Annotated in this window: 24 protein-coding genes and 5 tRNA genes; 19 read left to right on the plus strand and 10 right to left on the minus strand. The window is 34.1% G+C overall.

Features of this window, described 5'->3' with window-relative positions; translation table 11 throughout:
* Positions 1-125: 125 nt before the first annotated feature.
* The 5 genes from OXQ85_RS12985 to OXQ85_RS13005 all read left to right on the plus strand — a co-directional run bounded on the left by OXQ85_RS12985 (position 126) and on the right by OXQ85_RS13005 (position 4688).
* Positions 126-803, plus strand: a complete 678-nt coding sequence (locus OXQ85_RS12985; RefSeq protein ID WP_047397759.1) for a response regulator transcription factor — start codon at positions 126-128, stop codon at positions 801-803.
* Between the two features lie 48 nt (positions 804-851).
* On the plus strand, positions 852-1883 hold the full coding sequence (locus OXQ85_RS12990) for an ATP-binding protein (protein WP_267405102.1): 1032 nt from the start codon (positions 852-854) through the stop codon (positions 1881-1883).
* A gap of 134 nt (positions 1884-2017) precedes the next feature.
* A complete protein-coding gene (locus OXQ85_RS12995) occupies positions 2018-2617 on the plus strand; it encodes a hypothetical protein (protein ID WP_267405103.1) in 600 nt (199 codons plus the stop codon).
* A 375-nt stretch (positions 2618-2992) separates the two neighbouring features.
* Positions 2993-3820, plus strand: a complete 828-nt coding sequence (prmA, locus tag OXQ85_RS13000) for a 50S ribosomal protein L11 methyltransferase (RefSeq protein ID WP_267405104.1) — start codon at positions 2993-2995, stop codon at positions 3818-3820.
* 22 nt (positions 3821-3842) lie between these two features.
* A complete protein-coding gene (locus OXQ85_RS13005; protein ID WP_267405105.1) occupies positions 3843-4688 on the plus strand; it encodes an SH3 domain-containing protein in 846 nt (281 codons plus the stop codon).
* Positions 4689-5537: 849 nt separating this feature from the next.
* Here the strand turns inward: OXQ85_RS13005 and OXQ85_RS13010 are convergent.
* The 3 genes from OXQ85_RS13010 to OXQ85_RS13020 form a co-directional block, all read right to left on the minus strand.
* Complete coding sequence (locus OXQ85_RS13010; RefSeq protein ID WP_267405106.1) at positions 5538-5792, minus strand: GIY-YIG nuclease family protein; 255 nt, start codon at positions 5790-5792, stop codon at positions 5538-5540.
* 50 nt (positions 5793-5842) lie between these two features.
* Positions 5843-5916 (minus strand) — tRNA-Arg (locus tag OXQ85_RS13015).
* A gap of 8 nt (positions 5917-5924) precedes the next feature.
* Positions 5925-5999: transfer RNA gene (locus OXQ85_RS13020), tRNA-Pro, on the minus strand.
* A gap of 632 nt (positions 6000-6631) precedes the next feature.
* On the opposite strand from OXQ85_RS13020, the gene OXQ85_RS13025 reads away from it, so the two are divergent.
* Complete coding sequence (locus OXQ85_RS13025) at positions 6632-7213, plus strand: Crp/Fnr family transcriptional regulator (RefSeq protein WP_267405107.1); 582 nt, start codon at positions 6632-6634, stop codon at positions 7211-7213.
* 54 nt (positions 7214-7267) lie between these two features.
* A complete protein-coding gene (locus OXQ85_RS13030) occupies positions 7268-7954 on the plus strand; it encodes an MBL fold metallo-hydrolase (RefSeq protein WP_267405108.1) in 687 nt (228 codons plus the stop codon).
* 151 nt (positions 7955-8105) lie between these two features.
* Here the strand turns inward: OXQ85_RS13030 and OXQ85_RS13035 are convergent.
* The 3 genes from OXQ85_RS13035 to OXQ85_RS13045 all read right to left on the minus strand — a co-directional run bounded on the left by OXQ85_RS13035 (position 8106) and on the right by OXQ85_RS13045 (position 8408).
* Positions 8106-8179, minus strand: a tRNA-Arg gene (locus OXQ85_RS13035).
* Between the two features lie 51 nt (positions 8180-8230).
* Positions 8231-8305: transfer RNA gene (locus tag OXQ85_RS13040), tRNA-Pro, on the minus strand.
* 18 nt (positions 8306-8323) lie between these two features.
* Positions 8324-8408: transfer RNA gene (locus OXQ85_RS13045), tRNA-Ser, on the minus strand.
* Between the two features lie 136 nt (positions 8409-8544).
* Here OXQ85_RS13045 and OXQ85_RS13050 point away from each other — a divergent pair.
* From OXQ85_RS13050 to OXQ85_RS13070, 5 genes are all read left to right on the plus strand, one after another.
* A complete protein-coding gene (locus OXQ85_RS13050) occupies positions 8545-9573 on the plus strand; it encodes an N-acetylmuramoyl-L-alanine amidase (RefSeq protein ID WP_267405109.1) in 1029 nt (342 codons plus the stop codon).
* 72 nt (positions 9574-9645) lie between these two features.
* Entirely contained in the window at positions 9646-11046 is a 1401-nt protein-coding gene (gene aspA / locus OXQ85_RS13055) for an aspartate ammonia-lyase (protein ID WP_267405110.1), read from the plus strand.
* A gap of 6 nt (positions 11047-11052) precedes the next feature.
* Complete coding sequence (locus tag OXQ85_RS13060) at positions 11053-11847, plus strand: class I SAM-dependent methyltransferase (RefSeq protein WP_267405111.1); 795 nt, start codon at positions 11053-11055, stop codon at positions 11845-11847.
* A complete protein-coding gene (locus OXQ85_RS13065; protein WP_267405112.1) occupies positions 11844-12698 on the plus strand; it encodes a glycosyltransferase family 2 protein in 855 nt (284 codons plus the stop codon). Before OXQ85_RS13060 ends, OXQ85_RS13065 begins: the two co-directional genes overlap by 4 nt.
* A gap of 182 nt (positions 12699-12880) precedes the next feature.
* On the plus strand, positions 12881-13948 hold the full coding sequence (locus OXQ85_RS13070) for a hypothetical protein (protein ID WP_267405113.1): 1068 nt from the start codon (positions 12881-12883) through the stop codon (positions 13946-13948).
* Here OXQ85_RS13070 and OXQ85_RS13075 read toward each other — a convergent pair.
* The 3 genes from OXQ85_RS13075 to OXQ85_RS13085 all read right to left on the minus strand — a co-directional run bounded on the left by OXQ85_RS13075 (position 13941) and on the right by OXQ85_RS13085 (position 17034).
* A complete protein-coding gene (locus OXQ85_RS13075) occupies positions 13941-15419 on the minus strand; it encodes an oligosaccharide flippase family protein (protein ID WP_267405114.1) in 1479 nt (492 codons plus the stop codon). The genes OXQ85_RS13070 and OXQ85_RS13075 overlap by 8 nt on opposite strands.
* A gap of 16 nt (positions 15420-15435) precedes the next feature.
* Positions 15436-16224 carry an FkbM family methyltransferase gene (locus OXQ85_RS13080; protein ID WP_267405115.1) on the minus strand — a complete coding sequence of 263 codons (789 nt, stop codon included), beginning with the start codon at positions 16222-16224 and terminating at the stop codon, positions 15436-15438.
* A 144-nt stretch (positions 16225-16368) separates the two neighbouring features.
* On the minus strand, positions 16369-17034 hold the full coding sequence (locus OXQ85_RS13085; protein WP_267405116.1) for a DUF2461 domain-containing protein: 666 nt from the start codon (positions 17032-17034) through the stop codon (positions 16369-16371).
* Positions 17035-17307: 273 nt separating this feature from the next.
* On the opposite strand from OXQ85_RS13085, the gene OXQ85_RS13090 reads away from it, so the two are divergent.
* From OXQ85_RS13090 to OXQ85_RS13120, 7 genes are all read left to right on the plus strand, one after another.
* Positions 17308-19008 carry a DEAD/DEAH box helicase gene (locus OXQ85_RS13090; protein WP_267405117.1) on the plus strand — a complete coding sequence of 567 codons (1701 nt, stop codon included), beginning with the start codon at positions 17308-17310 and terminating at the stop codon, positions 19006-19008.
* 151 nt (positions 19009-19159) lie between these two features.
* On the plus strand, positions 19160-19798 hold the full coding sequence (locus tag OXQ85_RS13095; protein WP_267405118.1) for a DUF47 family protein: 639 nt from the start codon (positions 19160-19162) through the stop codon (positions 19796-19798).
* 21 nt (positions 19799-19819) lie between these two features.
* Positions 19820-20962, plus strand: coding sequence for an inorganic phosphate transporter (locus OXQ85_RS13100; protein ID WP_267405119.1), 1143 nt, complete (start codon positions 19820-19822; stop codon positions 20960-20962).
* 348 nt (positions 20963-21310) lie between these two features.
* On the plus strand, positions 21311-22282 hold the full coding sequence (locus OXQ85_RS13105) for a polyprenyl synthetase family protein (protein ID WP_267405300.1): 972 nt from the start codon (positions 21311-21313) through the stop codon (positions 22280-22282).
* A gap of 73 nt (positions 22283-22355) precedes the next feature.
* Positions 22356-23312: a GSCFA domain-containing protein gene (locus tag OXQ85_RS13110; protein WP_267405121.1), complete on the plus strand. Its 957-nt coding sequence runs from the start codon at positions 22356-22358 to the stop codon at positions 23310-23312.
* A 28-nt stretch (positions 23313-23340) separates the two neighbouring features.
* Complete coding sequence (locus tag OXQ85_RS13115; protein WP_267405122.1) at positions 23341-23868, plus strand: DUF4269 domain-containing protein; 528 nt, start codon at positions 23341-23343, stop codon at positions 23866-23868.
* A 6-nt stretch (positions 23869-23874) separates the two neighbouring features.
* Positions 23875-24642 (plus strand): TatD family hydrolase, encoded by a 768-nt coding sequence (locus tag OXQ85_RS13120; protein WP_267405123.1) that lies wholly within the window; start codon positions 23875-23877, stop codon positions 24640-24642.
* 31 nt (positions 24643-24673) lie between these two features.
* Here OXQ85_RS13120 and OXQ85_RS13125 read toward each other — a convergent pair whose 3' ends face one another.
* On the minus strand, positions 24674-25978 hold the full coding sequence (locus tag OXQ85_RS13125) for a DEAD/DEAH box helicase (RefSeq protein ID WP_267405124.1): 1305 nt from the start codon (positions 25976-25978) through the stop codon (positions 24674-24676).
* Positions 25979-25984: the final 6 nt, after the last annotated feature.

The following is a 25984-nucleotide window of genomic DNA, read 5'->3' on the forward strand; positions in this document are numbered from 1 at the left end:
AAATTTTAATTTTTTTTTAACTAAATATTAAGAAAGGGATATTATTGTTAACTTTATGTGAACGATAATGCTTTTGTTAAACTGTGATTAAAATATTATTAACTTTGACCTAGTAAAAATTAAAAATGAACCAAAAGAAAATCCTCTTAATAGACGATGAACTGGATATTTTAGAGATTCTGTCTTACAATTTAGAAAAAGAAGGCTACGACATTTATACAGCCACAAACGGTAACGAAGGTATAGATAAAGCCAAAGAAATTGTCCCTGATCTTATTTTATTAGATGTCATGATGCCGGAAAAAGACGGTATCGAAACATGCCAGGAACTCCGTAAGATTAAAGAACTTCAGAAAACATTAATCGTTTTCCTTTCTGCAAGAAGCGAAGAATTTTCACAATTGGCAGGTTTCCAGGCAGGTGCGAATGACTATATCGTAAAACTGATCAAACCAAAAATTCTTATTTCTAAAGTTAATGCGTTGTTACAATTAACCTCTCAGGTTTCTGATAATGCTAAATTAATAGAGATCGGCGATTTAGTGATTGACAAAGACAACTTTAGAGTATCAAAGGCGGGGCAGCAGTTTTTACTTCCCAAAAAAGAATTTGATCTGTTGTATCTTTTAGCTTCAAACACTGAAAAAGTTTTCAAAAGAGAAGAAATTCTGGAAAAAGTTTGGGGGAACGATGTTATCGTGGGAGAAAGAACCATAGATGTTCACATCAGAAGATTAAGAGAAAAGCTTGGTATCAATACCATTCAGACATTAAAAGGAATTGGGTATAAACTTATTGTTTAATACTCAATTTCGTTAAATTTACATCAACCAATAAAAAACGTTGTAAAATTGAAATTTTACAGACTCACCCTCATCGCCTCTTGTCTTCTGACATTGGTGATGTTTCTTTTAGTGATTATTTTTGATTCACTAAAAGATATCTATTACAGTACCCCATTCTTTAAAATAGGCTTGTTTATCTGCCTTCTTGTGATTTTCGTGATCAATTACGTTGTTCTGGAATTATTGTTTAATTATTACGGTAAAAAGCAGGTTCGCGGTCTTTCGCAGCTTTTACCTCAGGAAATCGTAAACGATAATCACGAAAATATTACCATTAAAGAATTGGGAGAAAGATTTTCCGATCTAAATCAGCAAAAAGTCACCGAAATTGACATGATGAAGGAAATGGAAAGCTACCGAAAAGAATACATCGGAAACGTTTCTCATGAGTTGAAAACACCTTTATTTTCTATTCAAGGATATGTTGAAACGTTGAGAGATGGCGGAGTTGATAATCTTACGATTCGCGACAAATATCTTGAGAGAATTGATAAATCTGTGGAAAGATTAATTGCTATCGTTACAGATTTAGATATGATCAACAGGCTTGAAGCGGGCGAAATTAATCTTACCGTTTCCAGATTTGATGTTAATCTGTTAATCAAAGAAATCTTCGACCTTCTCGATTTGGAAGCAGAGAAGCACAATGCAACGTTGCAGATACAGACCTTGCAGCCGCAAATATTTGTAGATGCCGATAAACAAAAAATGTCGCAGGTTTTTATTAATTTAATTTCGAACGCTATTCATTACGCCAACCGTCAGGAAGCTAAAGTAGTGGTAAAAACAAGCGTTCTGAAAAATAAAGTGTTGATAGAGGTCATAGACAACGGAATGGGAATAAAATCCGAAAGTTTACCAAGAATTTTCGAAAGATTTTACCGAGTGGAAACCAGCCGAAGCAGAAGAGAAGGCGGTTCTGGACTAGGATTGGCGATCGTAAAGCATATTCTTGAGGCTCACAACGAAAACATTACCGTAGAGAGTGTTTACCTTGAAGGAACCAAGTTTAGTTTCATGCTGGAAAAAAGTAAATAATTTTTGCAAAATGTAAGAAAAAAAAATATTTTAAAAAATCCTGAAATATTTTTTTGTCACATGTCATTTATTTTATATTTGCAATAGAGATTTATCATAATAATAAAGGCAAAAAAAGTAATTTAAAAACTGATATGGTTTACAAAATCCGCGTAATATTAGATGCGAAAGAAGATATTTTCCGTGATATCGAAGTTAAAGGAAAACAGACGCTATGGAACTTACATTTAGGTATTAAAAGTGCATTCAGCTTGCAGGGAGACGAGCTTTCTACTTTTAACTTACTGGAAGAAGATGGAACAATAGTAAAAAGTGTTCCGTTGGAAGATATGAGTGACGATGGTGATGGCGAGATTATGTCGGATGTTTACATAGATGAGGCTTTTGAGAATGCGGGAGATAAGGCTCAGTTCCAGTACGGGCTTCTTGACCTTTGGGAATTTTTCTGTGAATTGGTGGAGGTTATTGACGAAACAAAAGGTGTTAATTATCCGATCACAGTTTACAGATTTGGAAACGTTCCGTTGAAAGCGCCAAGTAAAAACGGAAGCGCAGGAGGATCTAAAAAGAAATCTGCAATGCCTTTGATGGATGATGATTTCAGCTTCGAAGACGATTTCGGAGGAAGCAACAATTTCTCGGATGAAGATGATGATAATTTCGATGACGATGATGACGATGATTACAACGACGATGCTTTCGATGATGAAGACGACAACGATGATGAAAGATAATCGCAAAAGCATTTAAAAAAAATATTCCAGCCCTGAATTTTAATTCGGGGCTTTTTTGTGGTTGAAAAAAAATTAATTAAAAAAATAACTTTCAATGCTGTCCTCCTGAGCCTGCCGAAGGATTATCCGTCATTTTTTTAGGAGCTATTTCCAGCTTTCGCTACTCGCTTTTTTCCATTCGGTTTCGGCGCGGCAGCGAAGCTGCCGCGCCGAAACCGAATCTAAAAAGAGCTCAAACATGCCGCTCAATCTGGGCTAGGGAAGTGGTGAGTTTATCTAAGACAGCCCATTTTTTAGACTGATCCTACGATCAATCATCTTCAATTAAGATAAGATTCTGAGGTTATTTCTTTATTTTTGCAACAAATTATTCACATGCAAAATTATTTAGAATTCAATTTCAAGATTTCTCCGCTTCAGCCGTGGAACGAAATATTAATGGCAGAACTTATCGAAATAGGTTTCGACAGTTTTACAGAAGAAATTGATGGTATTTTAGGATATATTCAGACCCAATTATTTAATGAAGAAGCGTTGAAAGCATTGCCCCTTTTTAAGAATGAAGAAGTAAAAATCGAATATACTTTCGAAGAAATGCCAAATATCAACTGGAACGAAGAATGGGAAAAGAATTTCGAACCTATTAATATTGATGATAAAGTTCTTATTCGTGCAGAATTCCATGAATCTGTTCCCGGAATGCATGAAATTATCATTCAGCCAAAAATGTCTTTCGGAACCGGGCATCACCCGACAACACATTTAATGATCCAACAAATGATGGATATTGATTTCAATGGCAAAAAAGTATTGGATATGGGTTGCGGAACGTCGGTATTGGCGATTTATGCAAAACAAATCGGAGCCGGAGATACAAAAGCGATCGATATTGACGAATGGTCGGTTGAAAACTCAAAAGAAAATGCAGTAAGAAACAATGTAGAATTAGACATCGAACAAGGAACTGCAGATAATTTAGGCAAAGAAAATTACGATATTATTTTAGCGAACATCAATAGAAATATTTTAATTTCAGATATTCCGACGTATGTTTCCGTATTAAATGATGGCGGAAAATTATTACTTTCAGGATTGTGCTTCTTTGATGTTGATGATATTTTGGAAGTTTGTAAAGAGAATAATTTAACGCTTACCAAAAAACTTCAACGTGAAGAATGGGTAAGTTTATTACTTGAAAAATAAAAAAACACTGCAAAATATTAATATGAAAACTTTATTTACGGTTTTATTTTTATTCATTGTCCAGATTTTTTCTGCACAGGAAGAAGAAATAGAATATGCAAACGGTATTTTTAACTTTCAAGAAAATAAAACGCAGAAAATATTCACCGACTGGACGAGAATTCGACAATTTCCCAACATAAATGCTCAGATTTTAGATTCGCTGCAAACCAATCAGCAGGTTTTAATTCTTAAACAAGATGAAACGATTCTGAAATTGGGTGAAAGAAGAGCCAATTGGTATAAAATCTCTTACCAAAAAGACGATAAAACTTCTGAAGGATACGTTTGGGGCGGAAATCTTTGTGTAGGCTACCGAAATAAAAATGGCTATGATTTTCTGTTTGGTTTAACGAAAACAATCAACAAAAAAGATAAAGAATATCCGCAAATCATTAATGCGCAAAATATCGCTGCCATAAAAGTGGTAGAAGGAAATACGTTGATCGATGAGGTCGCTTTTGATACTGGTTCTGCGGAAAGTTTGAGTTATGGAACGTTTAATATCGAAAGTAATCATAAACTGCAAAATGTAGAATTGACTTTAAAAGCGATGGTTTCCGGCGAAGCATGCGGAATTGCAAGCTATGATCAATATGTTTTATTTAAGGATGAAAAACTGATCGCTCTGCCGCAACTGATGAACGTTGGAGATGCCGATGTATACTATCACTCCGAAGAATTCGTTTTTCCGAACGATAAAGGCGGAATTCCGAACGCATTCATCTTTAAAATGGAAGAAATAGAAAAAGATGATAAAGACCGAGAAAAGAAGAAAAAAGCCTCGAAAATCTATCTTTGGGACGGAAATTCATATAAGCTGAAATAATATTTACTTTAAATCTGAAAACCACTGTATATTTACGGTGGTTTTTTTATAGTTTTTTGGAGCTATTTCCCGCTTTCCATTACAATTCCTCATTGCGCGGCTCCACTTCTTTCCGCCGCTCCATTGCGGGATTTTCATTGCAATCGGGGCTAGGGTTGAGGTCACTTATTTAAGTAGTTGGAAAGAACCATCAATTTTGTCATCCTGTAAAGATCTAAACAAGAATCTTTCTTTTCTATTCTCTAATATTATGCTTAGATGTCTACCGCGATGACAAATAAAATTAAAATGTTCCCGCGTTTGAAAGTGAACCGATAAAATTTTAAAGCCTCAGTCTCAAAACTTAAAATAGATCAGCTTTTATTATCTTTTATAAGTGGAACGGCTTTGCCTAAATTATAAAATTGATTTAATCTGAATCGGCGAAACTTCGTTTTGTGAAACTTAAAACTTATCATAACCATAAAACTTTGTGGGCTTTGTGTTCAGAGTGTAAGGCTTTTAATTTTTATAGTTAAACCAGCTAAATATTGCTATCATTTGCTGAGTAGAACGCCATTGCGACCGAAAATAGGTGTAACGGGATGTAAAGTCTTAGCGATCGATAGCGTTAAAGAGAAAATTAACAATTGCTTTAGTTTTGTTTTCTTATACTATGCTTAGATCCCTACGGGGATGACAAACTTTGTGGATAGTCCCTAACTTTTGTAACTCATCATCCATTTTAAACATCTTTTGAAATAGAAATTCAAAGTGAAAAAACAAAAAACTCACAACAGAAGTTGTGAGTTTAAGTGAGCGCGAAAGGATTCGAACCTTTGACCGTCCCGATTAATAAATCGGGATGCTCTATTTGTCAGCTTCGCGAATAAGTTTTTGAATTCTTATTTTGCTTTTCCATCCTTTGATCTCAAGTTCTCTTTTGTATGCTTCGGATTTTGAGTTGAAGCTTTCAAAGTAAATAATAAACCAGTCTTTGGTTTTTGAAGTAAATCCGGTATGGTTTGAAAGATGTTTTCTTAATCTCTCTTGTAGACTTTCAGAAGAATGACCAATATAATATTTGTCTAACTGATTGGAATAAAGAATATAGCAATAGCACATCTTGCTAATATAAAACAAAAAAACTCACAATAAAAATTGTGAGTTTTATGTGAGCGCGAAAGGATTCGAACCTTTGACCGTCTGCTTAGAAGGCAGATGCTCTATCCAGCTGAGCTACGCACCCTAAAATTGTCGGGGCGGCAGGATTCGAACCTGCGACCTCCTGGTCCCAAACCAGGCGCGATGACCGGACTACGCTACGCCCCGATTGAGGTCATCTTTTTAACAAGAATTACCTTGTTTTTTGTGGTTGCAAATGTATAACGTTTTTTTGAATTATGAAAATAAAATTGTAATAAATTTTGATTAATTTTTTCGACGTACTTTTTTATTACCTTTACCTGATTAATAACCATTATTTTAGATGAAATTTAAATGAAAAAGAAAATTTTTCTTTTGTTGTTATTGCTGCTAATGATTTCATTTATCTCTAATTTTTACATGAACAAAGCTCTGTGAAAATTTTCCGAAAACAAAAACAGAAAACATCAAAACTTAGATCATCATTCAAATAATAATTTCAATAAAAATGGAATTGAAAATATTGGAGAAAATCTTCAAAAAGAATTAGTAAAATTGAATGGTAATCACAGCGTAATTAAAATAAGAAATGATGTATTTTACTTCTTCCTGAATAAAGTTGTATATAGAGAGAATAAGGGGGCTTAGAAATAGAATGCTAGATTAATTCTTTTCAATAAAACTAAAGTTCAAAGATTTGAAATTTTTATTGAATCTTAATACTTCTTTTAATTCGTAGAATTGTTAGATTTGAATGCCGAATTTGATATGTAATCAATAGTCGGTTAAGAAGAAATATAAGAATAAAAAATTGTAAAATGGCTGACGTATTTGAAAATTTCCTGTTCTCAAAAGGTTTACCGGCTGAGGAAATCGATTTTTCTATGCAATTCTTCCAACAGATTAGTTTAAAAAAAGGTGATTTTTTTATTCAGGAGGATAAACTCTGTTTTCATGGGTTTATTGCTAGCGGCGCTGTAAAAGCGTATGCTTTGGATAAAGATGGAAAAGAAAATATAACTTGCTTCAAGTTTGAAAACGAATTTGCTACTTCATTTCCAGAGTTTGTAAAACAGGAAAAATCTAAAAGGAGCATCAAAGCTATAGAAGATTGTGTAATTTACAGTATAAACCATTCGGATTATCAGCTTCTCCTAAGTAAGATGCCCGCTTGGAATGTAATTATAAAGTCAATAATGGAATGGGAATATAGTCAAAAGGAGCTCTATCTGCTGAATTACAATAATAAATCAACTTTGGATAAATACCTCCATATTCTGTCTAATGAACCGATGTTGATTCAGCGTATAACGACTCAGGATTTGGCATCATACCTTGGTGTTGCTCAACGATCGCTTACAAGAATAAAGAGCCAAATACATAAACCTAAAGTTTTATAGGACAAATGTCCTTATGTGATACAGATTAGTAAGGTAGATTTGCATAAAAAAATAATGCTACATCAAGTTGCTCCCGAAGTATTCCAAATCCCACTTATGCCACGAAACAGTATCAACTGTTATATTATCGAAGGTGTATTGGTAGATTCTGGAATACGCAGTTCATATACCAAGGTGAAGAAAGTACTTCAGAAAATTCCTGTTTATCAACATATACTTACGCATGCACATGCAGATCACCAGGGCTGTAGCGATCAGATATGTGGTGAATTTGCGATCCCTTTGCTTTGTCATCCAGATGAAGTTTTTAGAACTGAAACTGGTATGGTCACTAAGGACTATCCAACTCCAGAACATTGGGTAGCAAAGTTTCAACAGAAGTATTGGGCAGGTCAGGGACATAAAGTTAAACATACAATCGTTGAAAATGATATGATAGGTAACTTTCAGGTAATAGAAACTCCTGGACATTCAACTGGTCATATTTCTTTGTTCCGCGAGCGAGATGGTGTGCTGATCATTGGTGATGTGGCAACAAATATGAACTTGCTCACAACGGCAACCGGTTTGAGGCTTCCTCCAAAAATATTCACCTCGGATCAGCAGGAAAATGTCAAATCACTCCAAAAATTAGCAAAGCTTAGCCCTTCTATTATTTGTTTCGGACACGGACCAATTATGAAAAATACAAATCGAAAGTTTGAGCAATTTGTGGCTAAATGCAGCGCAGTTATTCTTTGATCATAGAATTAAGAAAATAACTCCATCTTTTTGGACAAAAACTTAATAGTCCTCAAATTTTGTACTTAATACGTTATTTCGAAATTTCTTTAGAAGAAAAATTTTAATCTAAAAACAAAAAAAACTCACAATAAAAATTGTGAGTTTTATGTGAGCGCGAAAGGATTCGAACCTTTGACCGTCTGCTTAGAAGGCAGATGCTCTATCCAGCTGAGCTACGCACCCATTTTGGGTTTTGATTCTCGCTTGTTATTATAATAAATAAAAGCTATTGTGTCGGGGCGGCAGGATTCGAACCTGCGACCTCCTGGTCCCAAACCAGGCGCGATGACCGGACTACGCTACGCCCCGAAAGATATATAGAAAAAGCGGAGGGTAAGGGATTCGAACCCTTGCGACACTTTCGCGTCGACAGTTTAGCAAACTGCTCCGTTAACCACTCCGGCAACCCTCCTGTTTATCTTATTTTTTAATGATCGTTGTTCCGTTATTGCGAGTGCAAATATAGAACAGATTTCTTTATTTACCAAATATTTTTCAAGAAAATTTTGCGTATTTTTGATGGGATAAATGATTAAAAAAATAGATCAATGCGTAAGACATTATATATCATCGGATTAAGTACTTTTGTTTTTTCATGTACTTCTCAACAAAATGTAAAAAAAAGTTCATACAAGCCGAAGACCCCAGTATCACAGGCAAAAACTCCGGTAAAACCTCAGACTCCTGAAAAACCAAAACCTCAAATTACATCTGACCACGGAGTAGAATTTTTTACTACCAATATCGCAGATCCAACTAAAAATGATAATACCGCAAGTTACGGTTCCATCGTTTCGGCAAAACCTGCAGGATATAAGGTGGTGAAAACCTATTTTCCGGCAATTGCACAGAATTTCAGACAAAAATATCTGATTCTTCATTATACCGCTTTACCGGATGATAAATCGATCACAGTTCTTACTCAGCAAAATGTAAGTGCCCATTATCTTGTAAATAATACGGGAGATAACGAAATCTATCAATTAGTAGACGAAAACAAGCGCTCTTATCATGCAGGAGTAAGCACTTGGAGAACTGATAAAAATCTTAACGATACATCGATTGGGATTGAAATTGTAAATGCAGGTTATACTTCGGATGCGACGGGTAAAAAAGTTTTTGCAACTTTTGATGATGCTCAGGTAAAAAAAGTAGCGGCTTTAGCTAAAGATATTATTACGAGATATCAAATTCCGGCGACCAATGTATTGGCACATTCGGATATTGCTCCAACGAGAAAACAGGATCCTGGACCAATGTTTCCTTGGAAAAAATTGTATGATGAATATCAAATTGGGATGTGGTACGATCAGGCTGCTAAACAGAATTATTATGATTTAGCTACTTCCACAGATTTTCAGACGAAATATATCGACCCAACATTTATCTATAGTGTGCAGACCCAATTGCAGAAATTTGGGTACGGACTTGATTTAAGCGGAAAATGGGATGATGCGACCAAGAAGACCATTGAAGCCTTCCAATATCATTTCCGTCCGCAAAACTATGACGGAATTATGGATGCTGAAACATGGTCTATATTACAAGCTTTGAATCTAAAATATTCTACAAAATAAATAATTTTAAAGCGCATCGATAAGATGCGTTTTTGCTATCTTTAAGCCACAAAAAAATTAACATTATCTGTAATGGAAAATTTCAGAAAAGAGAGTGACTTGCTGGGGGAATTAGAAGTTCCTTTAAATGCATATTATGGAGTTCAGACACAAAGAGCAATCAATAATTTCAAGATTTCGGGGCAGCTTTTGTCTTCGTATCCGGATTTTATCAAAGGATTGGCTTTTGTGAAAAAAGCAGCAGCGAAAACCAATTATGAATTAGGTTTGCTTGATGAAAATTTGTATTTCAAAATTGCTGAAGCTTGTAATGAAATTATCGAAGGTAAATTTCATGAAGAATTTCCTGTTGATATGATTCAGGGAGGAGCGGGAACTTCAATCAATATGAATGCAAATGAGGTAATCGCTAACATTGTTTTAGAAAAATTAGGTAAAAATAAAGGGGAGTACGAATTCTGCTCGCCAAACGATCATATCAATCTTTCACAGTCGACCAACGATGCGTATCCTACCGCGATTAAGATGGGATTATTGCACATGAATGTTGGTTTGGCTCAAAGATTAGAAAGTATTGTAGATGCTTTCCGTGCAAAAGGAAGAGAGTTTCATGATGTTATAAAAATGGGAAGAACGCAGCTTCAGGATGCAGTTCCAATGACTTTAGGTCAGGAATTTGAAGCGTATGCGGCGACTTTGGAAGAAGATATTTCTAAATTAAATAATAACGCCAATCTTTTTGTTGAGGTAAATATGGGCGCAACTGCCATCGGGACAGGATTAAACGCTCCGATCGGTTATGCTGCGCTTTGTGCTAAAAATTTGGCGGAACTGACTGGTTTTCCTGTAGTTTCTGCACCCGATTTGGTGGAAGCAACTCCAGATACAGGTTCTTACGTTATTTATTCTTCTGCGATGAAGCGTCTTGCCGTGAAATTATCAAAGATTTGTAATGATCTGAGATTGCTTTCGTCAGGACCTAGAGCAGGCCTTTTTGAAATCAATTTACCTCCGATGCAGCCGGGATCTTCAATTATGCCCGGGAAAGTAAATCCTGTGATTCCGGAAGTGGTGAATCAGGTATGTTTTAAAGTGATAGGAAATGATTTAACGGTAACTTTCGCTGCCGAAGCCGGACAATTACAGCTTAACGTGATGGAGCCGGTACTTTCTCACGCTATCATGGAAAATATCAATTTCCTTTGTAACGCCTTGGATACCCTTCGCGATAAATGCGTGGTTGGAATTACGGCTAACAAAGAGGTTTGTTTAAATATGGTAAAACACAGCATCGGGATCGTTACGGCGCTTAATCCGTACATCGGTTATAAACAGTCGACTGCTATTGCTAAAGAGGCTTTGGCAACGGGAACAAGTGTTTATAATTTAGTGTTGGAAAAAGGAATTCTTTCTCAGGAAAAGCTGGATGAGATCCTTGATCCGAAAAATATGTTGAAACCACATAGTAAATAATATTCTGTGAGTAAAATCAAAAAAACAGTTCAGGCACTTCAAAATATAGCACAAGAACCTAGTCTGCTGAATTTAGTACTGAACGACAAAGAAGTCAGAAAAAAAGAATTTCTTAAAAAATATCCGCATTTAGAAACGCTTCCTCAAATTAGTCTATTAGATTTGAGCGAAGATTTTGATGAATCTATTGACATTTGCTTTTTGGATGGAGCTTCTCTGCCGACAGATTTGGCACTGCTGAAAACCTTGGCAAAAGGGAAGAAAAGTTATTTCGAAATCGGAACCTGGCGAGGAGAAAGTGTGTGGAATGTCGCAAAAGTGATTGATGACTGTACAACGCTTAATCTTTCAAAAGAAGAGATCATTGCTTTAGGAATTGATAAAAAATATGCCGAACTTCACGGCATTGTTTCTAGAAAAAATCCTAGTATTCTTCATTTAGAAGGAAATTCAAAGGCTTTTGATTTTAAAGGTTTAGATAAAAAATACGATCTTATTTTCATCGATGGCGATCATTCTTACGAAATGGTAAAAAATGATACCAAAAAGGTTTTTGGCAATTTAATTCATGAAAATTCTATCGTTGTATGGCATGATTACGCTTTTAATCCTGAAAAAATACGATATGAAGTTTTTCAGGGAATTTTAGATGGAATGCCGAACAATTTTCATAAAAATTTGTATCACGTTCAAAATTCTTTGTGTGCAGTTTTCATGAAAGGAGATTTTAAAACGAAAAAATTTCAGAGTTTAAATGAACCTGAATTTTTATTTGAAGTTAATTTGAAAATTAAAAAGTGAGATTTTTAATCATAATTCCGGCTCATAATGAGGAGGATAATCTGCCGTTTACTTTAGAATCTTTAGAACGTCAAAATTTTAAAGATTTTAAAGTCGTGGTGGTAAATGACGGTTCTACAGACAAAACGGCGGAGGTTATTAAAGGTTTCACCGACAGAGATTCTCGTTTTGAAACCATTAACCTTCAAAAATCAGCGCACCAGCCTGGTTCAAAAGTGGTAAATGCTTTTAAAAATGGCTTAAAAACTCAAAATATAAATGATTTTGACATCATTTGTAAGTTTGATGCTGACATTATTCTTTCCGAAAATTATCTTCAGTCTGTACAAAATGCTTTTCAAAATAATCCAACTTACGGTTTGGTTGGCGGATTGTTATATATTGAAAAAAATGGCGAATGGGTGTATGAAGGAAATTCCAACAAACATCATGTGAGAGGTCCGATGAAGGCATATCGAAAGGAATGTTTTGAAGCGATTAGCGGTTTACGGGAAACTTTGGGCTGGGATAATATCGATTCTATTTTGCTTGAAAATTTAGGCTGGAAAGAAGTTGTTTTACCTGAATTACACGTGAAGTTAATTAAAGTAAAAGGTGCCGATTACACGGTAAAAGCTTCGGATTATTACGGAAGATATTTCTACTTTCTAGGATTAAGAAGATTCTTAGCGTATGTTGCTTCCGCAAAAGAGGCAATGAAAAGTAAATCAGTTTCTTTTTTCTTCCAAATCATAAAATCGTACGAGAATTGTTGCTCTCAAAAATTAGAATTAAAAATTTCTGAACAGGAAAGAAAAGTCATCAACGATCAACGCTGGAAAATGCTGAAAAAGAAATGGCTGAAAATGTAATTGTTTATTTCATTTGTGAAAATATCCTATAAGTCCCGAAGGGACGATTTAGAGTAGGATAGGATGATAATCCTATCATTACAACAACCAACGATGAAAGATGCGAGAAAATAAATGGCTGAAAATATAATGATTCGTGCCATTTGTGAAAATATTTGTGTAATTAGTGCTTAAAAATAGAATTGAAAAAAATAGCCTACATAGAAATTGATACCCATGCTGAAATTGCCCAGAGTTTCTTAGAAATTATGAAAGATTCAACGGAATTTTCGGTAGATTATTATTTTTCAAAAAAGATAAAAAATCAGATTAATGATTACGATGAATCTGTATTTTTATCGGATAGTTCTATGATTTTAGAACAGTTAAAGATGAAAAAATATGATCTTATTATTGTAGGAACTGTTCATCGCTATTTTAATACTTTTCAGACTATTGCCGAAAAATATAATACTACTTTTATTGTTCATAATATTAATTTTACTAAAATTTCAAAGCTAGATTTAATTAAAAATATTTTCAAAGAAGATCTTATTTATCGTTTAAAATTATGGTGGAAAGAAGGACTTTTTAATACTTCCAAAGCTTATGAGAAGGCTAAAAATCTCTTAGTTTTAGATGAAGAATTGTCATCTGATTCATATCGATTTCTACCTATTTTTTATTCAAAAAACAATGCTTTCTCAGAAAGTAATATTCTGACAATTGTTATTCCTGGAGGGGTTTCACAAAAAAGAAGGGATTATTATTCTGTTTTTAATAAGATTAAAGAATTAGAAAAGAATATCAAAGAAGGAGAATCAAAAATTAAATTACTTCAATTTATTTTTTTAGGAAAAGCTGTCGGAAATAAACTTACGGAACTTATTAATTTGGAACGTAGCGTAGAATATATTTCTATTCAATATTTTTCCGAGCGTGTTTCGCCTGAAGACTTTGACAGTTGGATGCAAAATGCAGATGTTTTATGGTGTCCGATTCAAGAGGAGACAATGTTTTTTAGCCAGAAGGAAATTTACGGAAAAACGAAAATGACGGGTAATCTGGGAGACACGATTAAATATGGAAAACCGGCTGTTTTTCCTGCTAATTATTCTTCAAAATTAGATTTTATTATTCCTGAAAAACAGGACATTCTTGAGCAATTCCAAACGCTGAAGCAAACTCGTTTTGATTTTCAAACGGATTATAATAAAAATACGGTTCAACAAAAATTAGAAAATGTTCTGAATCAGCTAATTTCTACTTAAATTTCAATACACTTTTAATGAATTTCATATTCAGATAATCCTCAATTGGGAATACTTTTGTGAAATAATTTCCAATGTAAATAAGGATTAAAACAACCGATGGCTTGTAAAGCAGGTTAATAAAATTGTTGTTAAATGTCGGAAGTACAATCGCCACCGTGATCGCCAAAGTACAGATAATCGACACGAAAATCATCTCAATCGTCAACGGTGAAACTTTAAATATAAAGTAATTGAAAGCAATTTTAATGACGTTATAAGTGGTTAATGAAATCGCTGTAGACAAGGCAATTCCAATCAATTTAAGGTCGGTATTTTTAATGAAATAGTAGTTAAGGCCAATCGTTAATCCTGCCAATAAAAGCATGACCAGAATATTGAATCGGTAATATTTTGAAAGCGAGATAATATTTCCGTTGAATCCTGTCGCAAGATCGATCAATACGGCAGATCCCCAAATCCAAACCACAGGTTCGTATTCTCTCAGCATAACACCATTTTTAGGCATAAACTGCGTCAGAAAAGGAAATCCTACCATGATGCATGAAAAAAGAACTGCTCCTAAAAAATATAAAGTTAAAGACGTTTTTTTATGAAATCTATCCAGTTCTTCCATATCGCCGTCGGCTAGCGTTTTGCTAATAATTGGTGCTGAAATATTGAATAATCCTAATTGTGGAATTGAGATTAAAGAGATCAAAGCGTATAAAACAGCATAAATTCCGTTTTCCTCCATTCCTAAGAATTCACCAATCATAAAGCTATTGATGGCTAAATAATTTCCAAATGTTCCTAAAAACCCAAAGAAACTATAATTGAAAAATTCTTTCCAGAAACCATCTTTTTTAAAATAATCTGTACTGAAATCTAACTGAATTTTTTCAAGCTTATTCGTATAATAAATGTATCCAAAAAGCATTAATGAAAACATTCCGAAGAAAAAAGTAAATGCCAGCTGTTGCGACAAGGCAAAGTAAAAGAATAAACAAAATGCTCCAAGATTGGCAATTTTCGGAAAAAGATTATCGAAAATATTAGAAACAACGATTCTTTTATAGTTGGATGTGTATTTATTAAAAATAGCACAGAAGGATAAAATTAAAATTAAAGGTAGAATCAGTTCTTTGATTTTCCAGGCTTCCAAATTTTTAAATTTTGGAAAGAAAAAAGGAAGAACGAAAAATACCAATGTAAAAACAATGAAATTAATTAAAATAGCCATTAAAGAAAGGGAGAGCATATTCTGCTTTTTACCATCCTGATCTACTTTATGAAAAAATTTCACATTAGAATAAGAAACACCTAGCACCACAAATGGAACCAACATTTCTGCGGTAGGCAAAATATAACGTAGTTTTCCGTAAAATTCAAAGTCATTCGGGAAAATAAAAATCGCCGAAATGGTACCTAACAAAAAACCAATATAACCGATGATGGAATATTTGAATCCTTGTCTTGCAACTACGCTCATATTTTAGTTTTAATTGTTATTTAGGTATAAAAATAATGTTGTTTATGTACTCGGTTTTATTTTTTTCGTCGTTTGTGTTTTTTATAAGAATTTCTTCTGTTAGCTTTTCAAGCCCAAAAGTGTGCCTGTTGAGATATTTTGCATCATATCCCCAGGATTCTACTTCGGAAATCTCATTCCAGATCGGAGTTTCATGGTGTCTTTGTTCCATTTCTACCATTAAGGTCGGTAGAAATTGTTGAATGATCTTTTTTGCGCCGTTCAATGTTTTCATTTCGTTGCCTTCAACATCTATTTTGATGAAATCCAGTCTTGTGAAATGCTCAATCGCTGCCCATTCATCCAGTTTTATCACTTTTACCTTTTCGGTGTAGCTTTTTTCTTCGCCTTTTTCCTTGTAGGTGGTGTTTAGCGTACCTCTTGAAGCGATCATTTTCCCGTTGATGACGGGAACTTTAAACTCAGCGGTCGTATTTTCGTCAGAAAGTGCCAAAGGCAAAACCCTCATCGTCGGAAAAAGCCTTTTTAATCTTCGGTACAGCTTTTTATTAGGCTCAAAAGCGTAAATATTGTCACTGACCAATTTATTTTCCAGCTGATACAAAAATGTTCCCACGTTTGCACCGATGTCAAAAATTACTGCATTTTTTGGCAGAAATTCCTTTATCCATACCAATTCAGGTTCTACATTACGTTTAGAAAAATTGTCCTTTGTAAGATTATTTAAGCTTTTAAAATATCTTTTTTTGTAAAAACTAGGACTGATGTACTGTAGCTTTTCTGCAATTTTTTGGTATAAAGACATCCCTGGATTTTTTAACGATCAGCAAAGATAATCAAAAATGTTAAACTAATGTTAAAAGAAGCGAAATCTAATGGGTTGATTTTCAGTTTAAAAACTTAATCGTTGAATTTTTTTTAAAATTGATTTTTACCGTATTAATAGTTGTTATAAGAATGGAGTGTTAAGAAAATCATTAAATGGTTTCATTAATTTAAAGAGTTTAGTTAAATTTTTAATTGAACTTTCATTTAAAATTTCTTCATCTTTCAGATTGTAAACAACAATAAAGTTTTTCAGTTTTAAATATTCTGCCATTGTATCTTCTTTTTCAAATCCCTGAGGAACTTTTTTTAATTTATCTGCCTGATCTAATTCTGGAAAATGTTTTTTGAACTCTTTATTGTTTAAAATTTTAATAAAATCGTCTCCGTATAAAGAAATTTCTTTTCTCAATTCTTTTAATACAGAAGATTCCGGCATGTAAATTCCTCCTGCGATAAATGATTTTCCAGGTTCTAAATGAAGGTAATATCCGCCTTTCTGGCTTCCTTTTCCCATTCCCAAAGAAGCTCCGAAATTGGTTTTGTAAGGAATTTTATCTTTAGAGAATCTTGTGTCACGATAAATTCTGAACAAAGATTTCTTGGCATCTATTTTTCTTAAATCTTCATCGAAATCAGCCATTTCATTAATTAAATCTTCCAGAAAAGAGATTACATTTTGCTGAGATTCCAGATAAAGGTTTTTATTTTCGTTGAACCATTCTCTGTTATTATTTTTGGTAAGTTTCTTTAGGAAATCAAAAGTTTTTGGTGATAGGGTAGCGGACATATTTTATTATTTAACATCAAAATTAAATAAAAGTCTGTATACTTTAAGCGATAATATTTTTAATTATTTCTAATAATAGATGTGAAAATTGATGAAATCAATAACAATTTGATGTTTCAACTTTTATTAAAATAAAAATAAAAAAAATATCGTTTTTCTGCGGAAATTATAAAAGGCTTGTGGGTTTTGAATATTAAATTATTGTTTCTGTAATAATAGTTAAAAAGAAATCCAAATAATAATTGTATCTTTGCAAAAATTTTAAAATATTTAATGAATTTATTTACGGAAACCAATTTAAGTCCTGACATTCTAAAGGCAATTGGCGAACTGGGTTACGAAAGCCCGACAGAAATCCAAAAACAGACTATCCCTTTTATTCTTTCAGATATTCGCGATCTAATCGCACTTGCGCAAACAGGGACAGGCAAAACAGCAGCGTTTTCGCTTCCGATTTTGGATATGATTGACGAGACGAGTCGCAAAATCCAATTATTGGTGCTTTGTCCGACACGAGAATTATGTCTTCAGATTACAAAAGACATTAAAAATTACTCTAAATACATGAAAGACATCAAAACGACAGCAGTTTATGGTGGAAGCAGTATTATGGAGCAAATCAGATCTTTGAAGGATAAGCCGCAAATTATTGTGGGAACTCCGGGTAGAGTGATTGATTTAATTAACAGAAAAGCGCTAGACTTTTCGGCAATTCATTGGTTGGTTTTAGACGAAGCTGATGAAATGCTTTCAATGGGTTTCAAAGACGAATTGGAAACAATTTTGAGCGAAACTCCTGAAACGAAACAAACTTTCTTATTCTCGGCTACGATGAGTAAAGAGGTGGAAAGAATTTCTAAGAATTATTTGACAAAACCACACAGAATTTCTGTAGGTTCTATTAACGAGGTTAAAAAGAACATTAAGCATGAATATTATGTGGCAGGATACCGTCAGAAAAAAGAAGCTTTGAAGAGATTGATCGATTCTAACCCGAATCAATATTCAATCATTTTCTGTAGAACAAGAATGGAAACTCAGGAAGTTGCTGATTTCTTGATGCAGAATGGTTATGCAGCAGATGCACTTCATGGTGATCTTTCTCAGGCTCAGAGAGATACGGTAATGAAGAAGTTCAGGTTGAAAAACATCGATATTTTGGTAGCAACAGACGTTGCAGCAAGAGGATTGGATGTAAACTCTCTGACTCACGTTATTCACTATTCTTTACCTGATGATCCGGAAGTATTCGTTCACAGAAGTGGTAGAACGGGTAGAGCAGGAAAAGACGGTGTTTCAATTGCTTTAATTAAGCCTGAAGAAAGCAGAAAATTAAAACAAATAAAATCAGTTACCAAAATTGAGATCAATGAAGCTAAAATCCCAACAGGAGAAGAGGTTATCAAAGCTCAGGTAGGTGGTGTTTTTGATAGCTTATTTGAAGAGCATGAAGATTTCTTTGCATTTGATGATGCTTTAATTCCTGATCTTTCAGCGTTTACAAAAGAAGAATTGGTTCACAAGTTACTTCAGTTCCAATTGAAGGATTTGGCAGCTTATTATAAAGACAGGCATGATCTTGTAGAACAGAAGCTAAGCAGCAGAGATGATGATGGCGGAAGAAGAGACAGAAGAGATCGTGACAGAGGTAGAGACCGCGATAGAGGTGAGAGAGGCGAGAGAGGAGACAGAAGAGAGCGTGGTGGAAAACCAAGAAGAAAAAATGAAAACATGGTAAGATTCTTCTTTAATCTTGGTAAAAAAGATCAATTGAAGAAGCTGGATGTTTTAGATATAATCAATAAAGCTACATCAAACGGTAAGACGAAGAAAAGAGCTGAAATCGGAGATATCGAAATTTTAGAGAAATTCTCTTTCTTCGAGGTTGAAAAATCGTTCAAAGGAGATCTTTTGAGCAACATTCAATCAATGAAATTCAGAGGTAAAGATATGAGGGCTGAAGAGGCTAACTAAACTCATTTTCAAATATATAAACCGGCTTTAATGCCGGTTTTTTTGTATACTAATGAAGTGTGAATCCAATGTTAACAAAACTTAATGTTATATAGTTTCAGGTAAGATGGTTTTTTAGGAAATTTGCAGTCAAAATTATAAAAACTTTACAATGGGAATTGGTAATATTTTCCACGCTTTTCAACCGAAAGATAAAATCTTCTTTGTGCTTTTCGAAAAAGTAACAGAAAACCTGGTAGCAATGTCTGAGGAATTCAATCACGGAATTAAAGATTTCGATCTTAATGATGATTCTATGTTGAAAAAGATGAGCGATTATGAGCATAAAAATGATGAGCTCACTCACGAGATCTTCGTAGAATTGGGGAAAAACTTCATCACTCCTTTCGATAGAGAAGACATCCACACGTTGGCAACAGGTTTAGATGATATCGCAGATTATATCTACGCATCTACAAAATATATCTTCCTTTACAAGTCGCCTGAAATGAAGGCGTATTCAGATTTCTCTTTACTAATCCACAAAGCATGTCTTGAAATTCAGAATGCAATGAAAAATCTTAAAGGTTTTAAAAACATGGAGCAGGTAAAAGAAGCTTGTATTAAAGTAAATTCTATTGAAAACATTGCAGACGACCTTCTTTCAAATTCTATGGTAGAATTGTTCGAAACAAACGATGCGATCAACATTATTAAAATTTCATCTGTACTTAATTATCTTGAAGTAGTAACCGACAAGGCTGAAGATGTTGCCAATACAATTGAGAACATCATGATTAAATACGCTTAATTTAATAATTATAATTAAACAATGGAATTTCCGATTTTACTTATAGTTATTATTGCTTTGGCTTTGATCTTTGATTACATTAATGGTTTTCACGATGCAGCCAACTCAATTGCGACTATTGTTTCTACAAAAGTTTTAACTCCGTTCCAGGCCGTTCTTTGGGCAGCACTTTGGAATTTTGCAGCTTTCTTTATCGCTGCGTATATTATTGGAGAGTTTAAAATTGGTAATACGATTGCCAAGACAGTTAATGAAAATTTTATCAACCTTGAAGTAATATTTTCTGGTTTGGTTGCGGCCATCGCATGGAATTTATTGACTTGGTGGTTTGGTATTCCTTCATCTTCATCTCACACTTTGATTGGTGGATTTTTAGGAGCAGCGCTTATGCACGCTTTTATGATGGATTATCATGATGTAGCTGCGGCGCAACCTGCGTTAGGAACTTGGGCTACGTTGAAAGAAGCTGCTCATCAGGTAACCACGCAAAGTGTTGTGAAGTTTGATAAAGTAATTCCTATTTTCCTGTTCATTTTCATGGCGCCGATCATAGGGATGATTATTTCAATTATCATTACATTAATCATTGTTCATCTTTATAAAAGATCAAACCCACACAAGGCAGATCAGTCATTCAAGAGATTGCAGTTGGCTTCTTCGGCGTTGTTCAGTTTAGGTCACGGTTTGAACGATGCTCAGAAAGTAATGGGTATTATTGGGGCAGCAGTGATTTATTATCATGTTAGCATTCTTCAGGATGCAGAATATTTGAACGTAGCTTCTGCTGATCGTTTCGATTATTTTGCACAGCATTATATCTGGGTTCCTTTGGTATCGTTCTTAGCGATTGGTTTAGGAACAATGAGTGGGGGTTGGAAGATCATCAAAACAATGGGTACTAAAATTACAAAAGTAACTTCATTAGAAGGGGTAAGTGCTGAAACTGCGGGAGCGATCACGCTATTCATTACCGATCATTTTGGTATCCCAGTTTCTACAACACACACCATTACAGGTTCTATCATCGGGGTAGGTCTTACGAAAAGAATTTCTGCCGTAAGATGGGGAATCACAGTAAGTCTTCTTTGGGCTTGGGTTCTTACCATTCCTATTTCGGCTATTGTTGCAGGAATTACTTACCTCTTGGTGACATTTTTCTCTTAAAACATAAATTTTAAATAATATAAAAGCTTTGCTCATTTTGGGTGAAGCTTTTTTGTTTCGAAAAATGAATATTAGATTATTTGACATTGTCGAATTGTTTTTAGGAGCAATTTCCCGCTTTTCACTGTATCTTTTTGGTTACGGCTCCGCTTCGCTTCGCCGCAACCAAAAAGGATGTCGTTGCAATCGGGGCTATGATGATTTCAGTTATGACTTGAATATTGTGGGATAAATTAAAAGTAATGAATTGTCAATGACAAAATTCAATTCGTTGTTTTATAAAACGGTGATGATTTTTATTTTATTAAGACTTTAAAAATTGTATTTTTGTTAAAACTATTAGAATTTATGGAATTTTTAGACAGATACCAACAGATTGTTGCTGACGCCATTAATAAATATACTTTTAAAGACAAACCGACGGAGCTTTATGATCCGATGAACTACATTATTTCCCATGGTGGAAAGCGTCTTCGTCCGATTATGGTTTTAATGGCTTGCGATCTTTTTGGTGGCGATTTGAAACAGGCAATCAAACCTGCTTTGGCGATTGAATTTTTCCATAACTTCACACTGATCCATGATGATATTATGGATGAAGCGCCTTTAAGAAGAAATAAGCCAACGATTCATACATTACATGGCATCAATGTAGGTATTCTTTCAGGAGACGGATTAATGTTGAAAGCTTACAAATTTTTCGAAGATCTTGAACCTGAAATTTTCAAAGCATGTATCAGAATTTTCACGCATACAGGGTTACTTCTGTGTGAAGGTCAGCAATATGATATCAATTTTGAAACTCAGGATAACGTAACTTTTGATGATTATATCAGAATGATTACTTATAAAACTGGTGTTTTAAGTGCTTCGTCATTTGAAATCGGGGCAATGATTGCAAAAGCAGATTTCAAAGATGCTAAAGCTATTTTCAACTTTGGAAAACACATCGGGATTGCATTCCAGATTATGGATGATTATTTGGATGTATTCGGAGATCAGTCGCAGTTTGGTAAAAAGCACGCTGGAGATATTTATGAAAATAAAAAGACGGTTCTTTACCTTTTGGCAAGAGAATATGCAACAGAAGAAGAATTAAAAGAGCTGGATTATTGGTATTCTAAAAAAACCGATAATATCGATAAAGTATATAACGTTGAAAAGATCTTCAGAAGAACAAAAGTTGACGAGAAAGCATTGCGTTTGATCGAAAAACACAACGAGATCGGACAAAGCTATCTTCAGAAAATTGATATTCCGGAAGAAAAGAAAAAACCGTTTGCAGAATTGGCAAACTATTTATTGAGAAGAGAAAGCTAAATTAGGTCGCAGTTTATAGGTCGCAGATCGCAGTTTACCTGCAACCTATAAACTGCAATCTCATACCTATACAATGAAATTCAGGACAGAAGTTGATATAAAAGAATCGAAGAAGAAGATAGATGTTGAGGATAAAATATTTTCAATAGGTTCCTGTTTTGCGTCAGAAATGTCAGATTTGTTCTTGCAGGGACAGCTTCAGTCGGTAAACAATCCATTTGGGACTATTTTTAACCCGTTTTCGATCAATAATTCCATTAAAAGGCTTCATGATTCAGAGTTTTATGAAGAAGAAGAACTAATTACTTTTAATGATGAATTTATTTCTTTGGATCATCATACCAGTTTTGATACCCGATACCTTCACCAGACTTTAGAAAAGATTAATACTAAAATTGTTGAAGGAAATCAGTTTCTTCAGGAAACCAATTGGGTAATTATCACATACGGGAGTTCATTTATTTACGAATTTGTTCCGAAACAAAAATTGGTGGCCAATTGTCACAAGATTCCGCAAAAATTTTTCGAAAAAAGACTGCTGAGCTATCAGGAAATATCTGAAGCTATCTATAATACGATTCTGAATTTGAAGGATATTTGTGTTGATGATGTTCAGATTTTATTTACAGTTTCGCCAGTTCGTCATACAAAAGACGGAATGGTTGAAAATCAGTTGAGTAAGTCTAAATTAATTACTTCTATCCACGAAATGATTGATGGTTTAGATTACTGCCATTACCTTCCGATTTATGAAATATTAATGGATGATCTTCGCGATTATCGTTTTTATAAAGAAGATATGATTCATCCTAATAATCAGGCGGTTAATTATATATTTGATAAATTCGGGGAAGCTTATTTTTCAGATGAAACAAAAGAGTTTATTAAGGAAAATTTTAAAATTCATACAGCTTTAGAACACCGAACTGACGACGAAAAAGATCCTAAATATATTGAGTTTAGAGAAAAATTAAGTCAAAGAATTGAAGTTCAGCAAAAGAAAGTAAAGCATTCGATATTTAAGGTTTAAAGTTCAATGTTTAATGTTATGAGTTGGAATGATTGATTTTACAAAACTTGATTATTTAAAAGTAGGAAATGACAGACAAAGAAGAGCTTATTCACTTCTGAATAAACATCGGTTATTTGAGAAGTTAAAGTTTTATTCTCCAATCTTGGCAGGAACAATTCCTATTGAAATTGATGTTGAAGGAAGCGATCTGGATATTATTTTTGAAGTTGATTTCAGATTTGAAGAAGATTTTTTGGATGATTTAATGTTCAGCAAATTTATTCCCAATGATGCAGACGTTAAAGTTGAATATCCAATTATCAACGGTGAAAAATGCATTACAATAAATTTTATATTGGAGGATTTTCCCATCGAGATTTTCGGACAAAATAAACCGACTATTGAGCAAAATGCTTATCGCCACATGATTGCCGAGCACAAAATATTACAAGAAAAAGGAGAAGATTTTAAACAAAAAATAATAGAATTAAAGAAAAAAGGAATCAAAACAGAACCTGCTTTTGGAATATTGCTGGGTTTGGAAAATCCTTACGAAGATCTATTAAAAATGTAAAAAAAAATGATTGATACACATACTCATTTATACGCAGAAGAATTTAATGAAGACAGGAAAGAAGCAATTCAAAGGGCTTTAGATAAAGGAATTACAGAGTTTTATCTCCCTGCTATTGATTCAGAATCTCACGAAAAAATGTTGCAGTTAGAAGCAGAATATCCGAACCAAATTTTTTCAATGATGGGTTTACATCCTTGTTATGTAAAACCTGAAAGCTGGGAAAAAGAACTGGAAATCGTTAAAAATTATTTGGATCAAAGAGCTTTCCCCGCGATTGGAGAAATCGGGATCGATTTGTATTGGGATAAAACAACGTTGGATATTCAGGTAAAAGCTTTTGAACAGCAGATCGATTGGGCAATTGAAATGGATTTACCCATCGTGATCCACACGAGAGAAAGTTTTGATGAAACTTTTGAAGTATTGGAAAGAAAAAAATATCCAAAATTAAGAGGGATTTTCCATTGCTTTTCAGGGAATTTAGAACAGGCTAAGCGCGCCATTGATCTTAATTTCATTTTAGGAATCGGTGGAGTAGTGACGTTTAAAAATGGTAAGATCGATCAGTTTTTGAATGAAATTCCTTTAGATAAAATCGTCTTGGAAACAGATTCACCTTATTTGGCGCCAGTTCCACACAGAGGAAAAAGAAACGAAAGTTCATATCTTGATTTGGTTGCCGGAAAGTTGGTTGATATTTACCAAGTTGATTTCTCTGAAATTGATAGAATCACCACGGAAAATGCGAAGAAAATGTTCGTTAAAATTTAAAATAAAAGCCTTCCCAATCGGAAGGCTTTCTTTATTTCTTTCTCGTGAAATTTTTATTCTTAGGCTTTTTAAAACCAACCGAAGCTCCTGCCGAAGTGGGCTTTTTATTTCCTCCTCTTGAAGAAGAACCCGGTCTTTGTGATTTTGGTCTTTCAGAACCTGCAGAAACAGGTTTATTATTAGAGTCCCTTTTCTGAGCCACAAGATTATCTGTATGGAAAGGATGATCTTTCACAATAGGAATTTTCATTCCGATCAGTTTTTCTGTATTTTTTAGGTTTAATAAATCTAAACCATCCACAAAAGAGATTGAGTTTCCTTCTGCGCCCGCTCTTCCCGTTCTTCCGATTCGGTGAACATAGGTTTCAGAAACGTCTGAAAGCTCAAAATTGATAACGAATTTCAATTCATCAATATCAATTCCTCTTGCTGCAATATCAGTCGCTACAAGAACTCTTGTTTTGCCTGATTTAAAATTGTTTAAAGCATTCTGACGGGCATTTTGAGATTTATTTCCGTGAATGGCTTCTGTAGAAATTCCGTCTTTCTGAAGTTTTTTTGCAATTTTATCGGCGCCGTGTTTCGTTCTTGAAAATACCAAAACAGATTCCGCAATATCATTTTTTAAAATATGAGCCAAAAGGTTCAGTTTGTCTTCTCTCTGTACAAAATAAACGGATTGATTGATCGTTTCTGCGGTCGAAGACACTGGCGTAACTTCTACTTTTACAGGATTATTTAAGATAGAATTCGCTAATTTTTGAATTTCAGCAGGCATTGTTGCAGAGAAAAACAAAGTCTGTCTTCTTTGAGGTAAAAGTTTGATAATTCTTTTCACATCATGTACAAAACCCATATCAAGCATTCTGTCGGCTTCATCTAAAACGAAAATTTCAAGATTTTTTAAGCTGATGATCCCTTGTGAAATAAAATCTAATAACCTTCCTGGCGTTGCTACCAAAATATCAACTCCTTTTCTCAAAGCAGCTTCCTGATTTCCGGGTTTTACACCACCAAAAATCACCAAATGTTTTAAAGGTAAATATTTTCCGTAAGCCTGAATGTTTTCTTCAATTTGTATCGCCAATTCTCTTGTTGGAGTTAATATTAATGCCTTAATATTTCTGTTTGACGTTTTATTTTTAGAAAGGTTCTGTAGAATAGGAATGGCAAAAGCCGCCGTTTTTCCTGTTCCTGTTTGGGCGCATCCCAAAAAGTCTTTACCCTGTACAATTTCAGGGATCGATTTTTCCTGAATGGGCGTTGGGTTGGTATATCCTTGTTCCTGAATTGCTTTTGCAATAGGCTCTATTAAGTTTAAATCTGTAAAATTCAAATGAAT

This window comes from Chryseobacterium sp. GM_Chr_2 (genome assembly GCF_026540445.1).
In the GTDB taxonomy this organism is placed as follows: domain Bacteria; phylum Bacteroidota; class Bacteroidia; order Flavobacteriales; family Weeksellaceae; genus Chryseobacterium.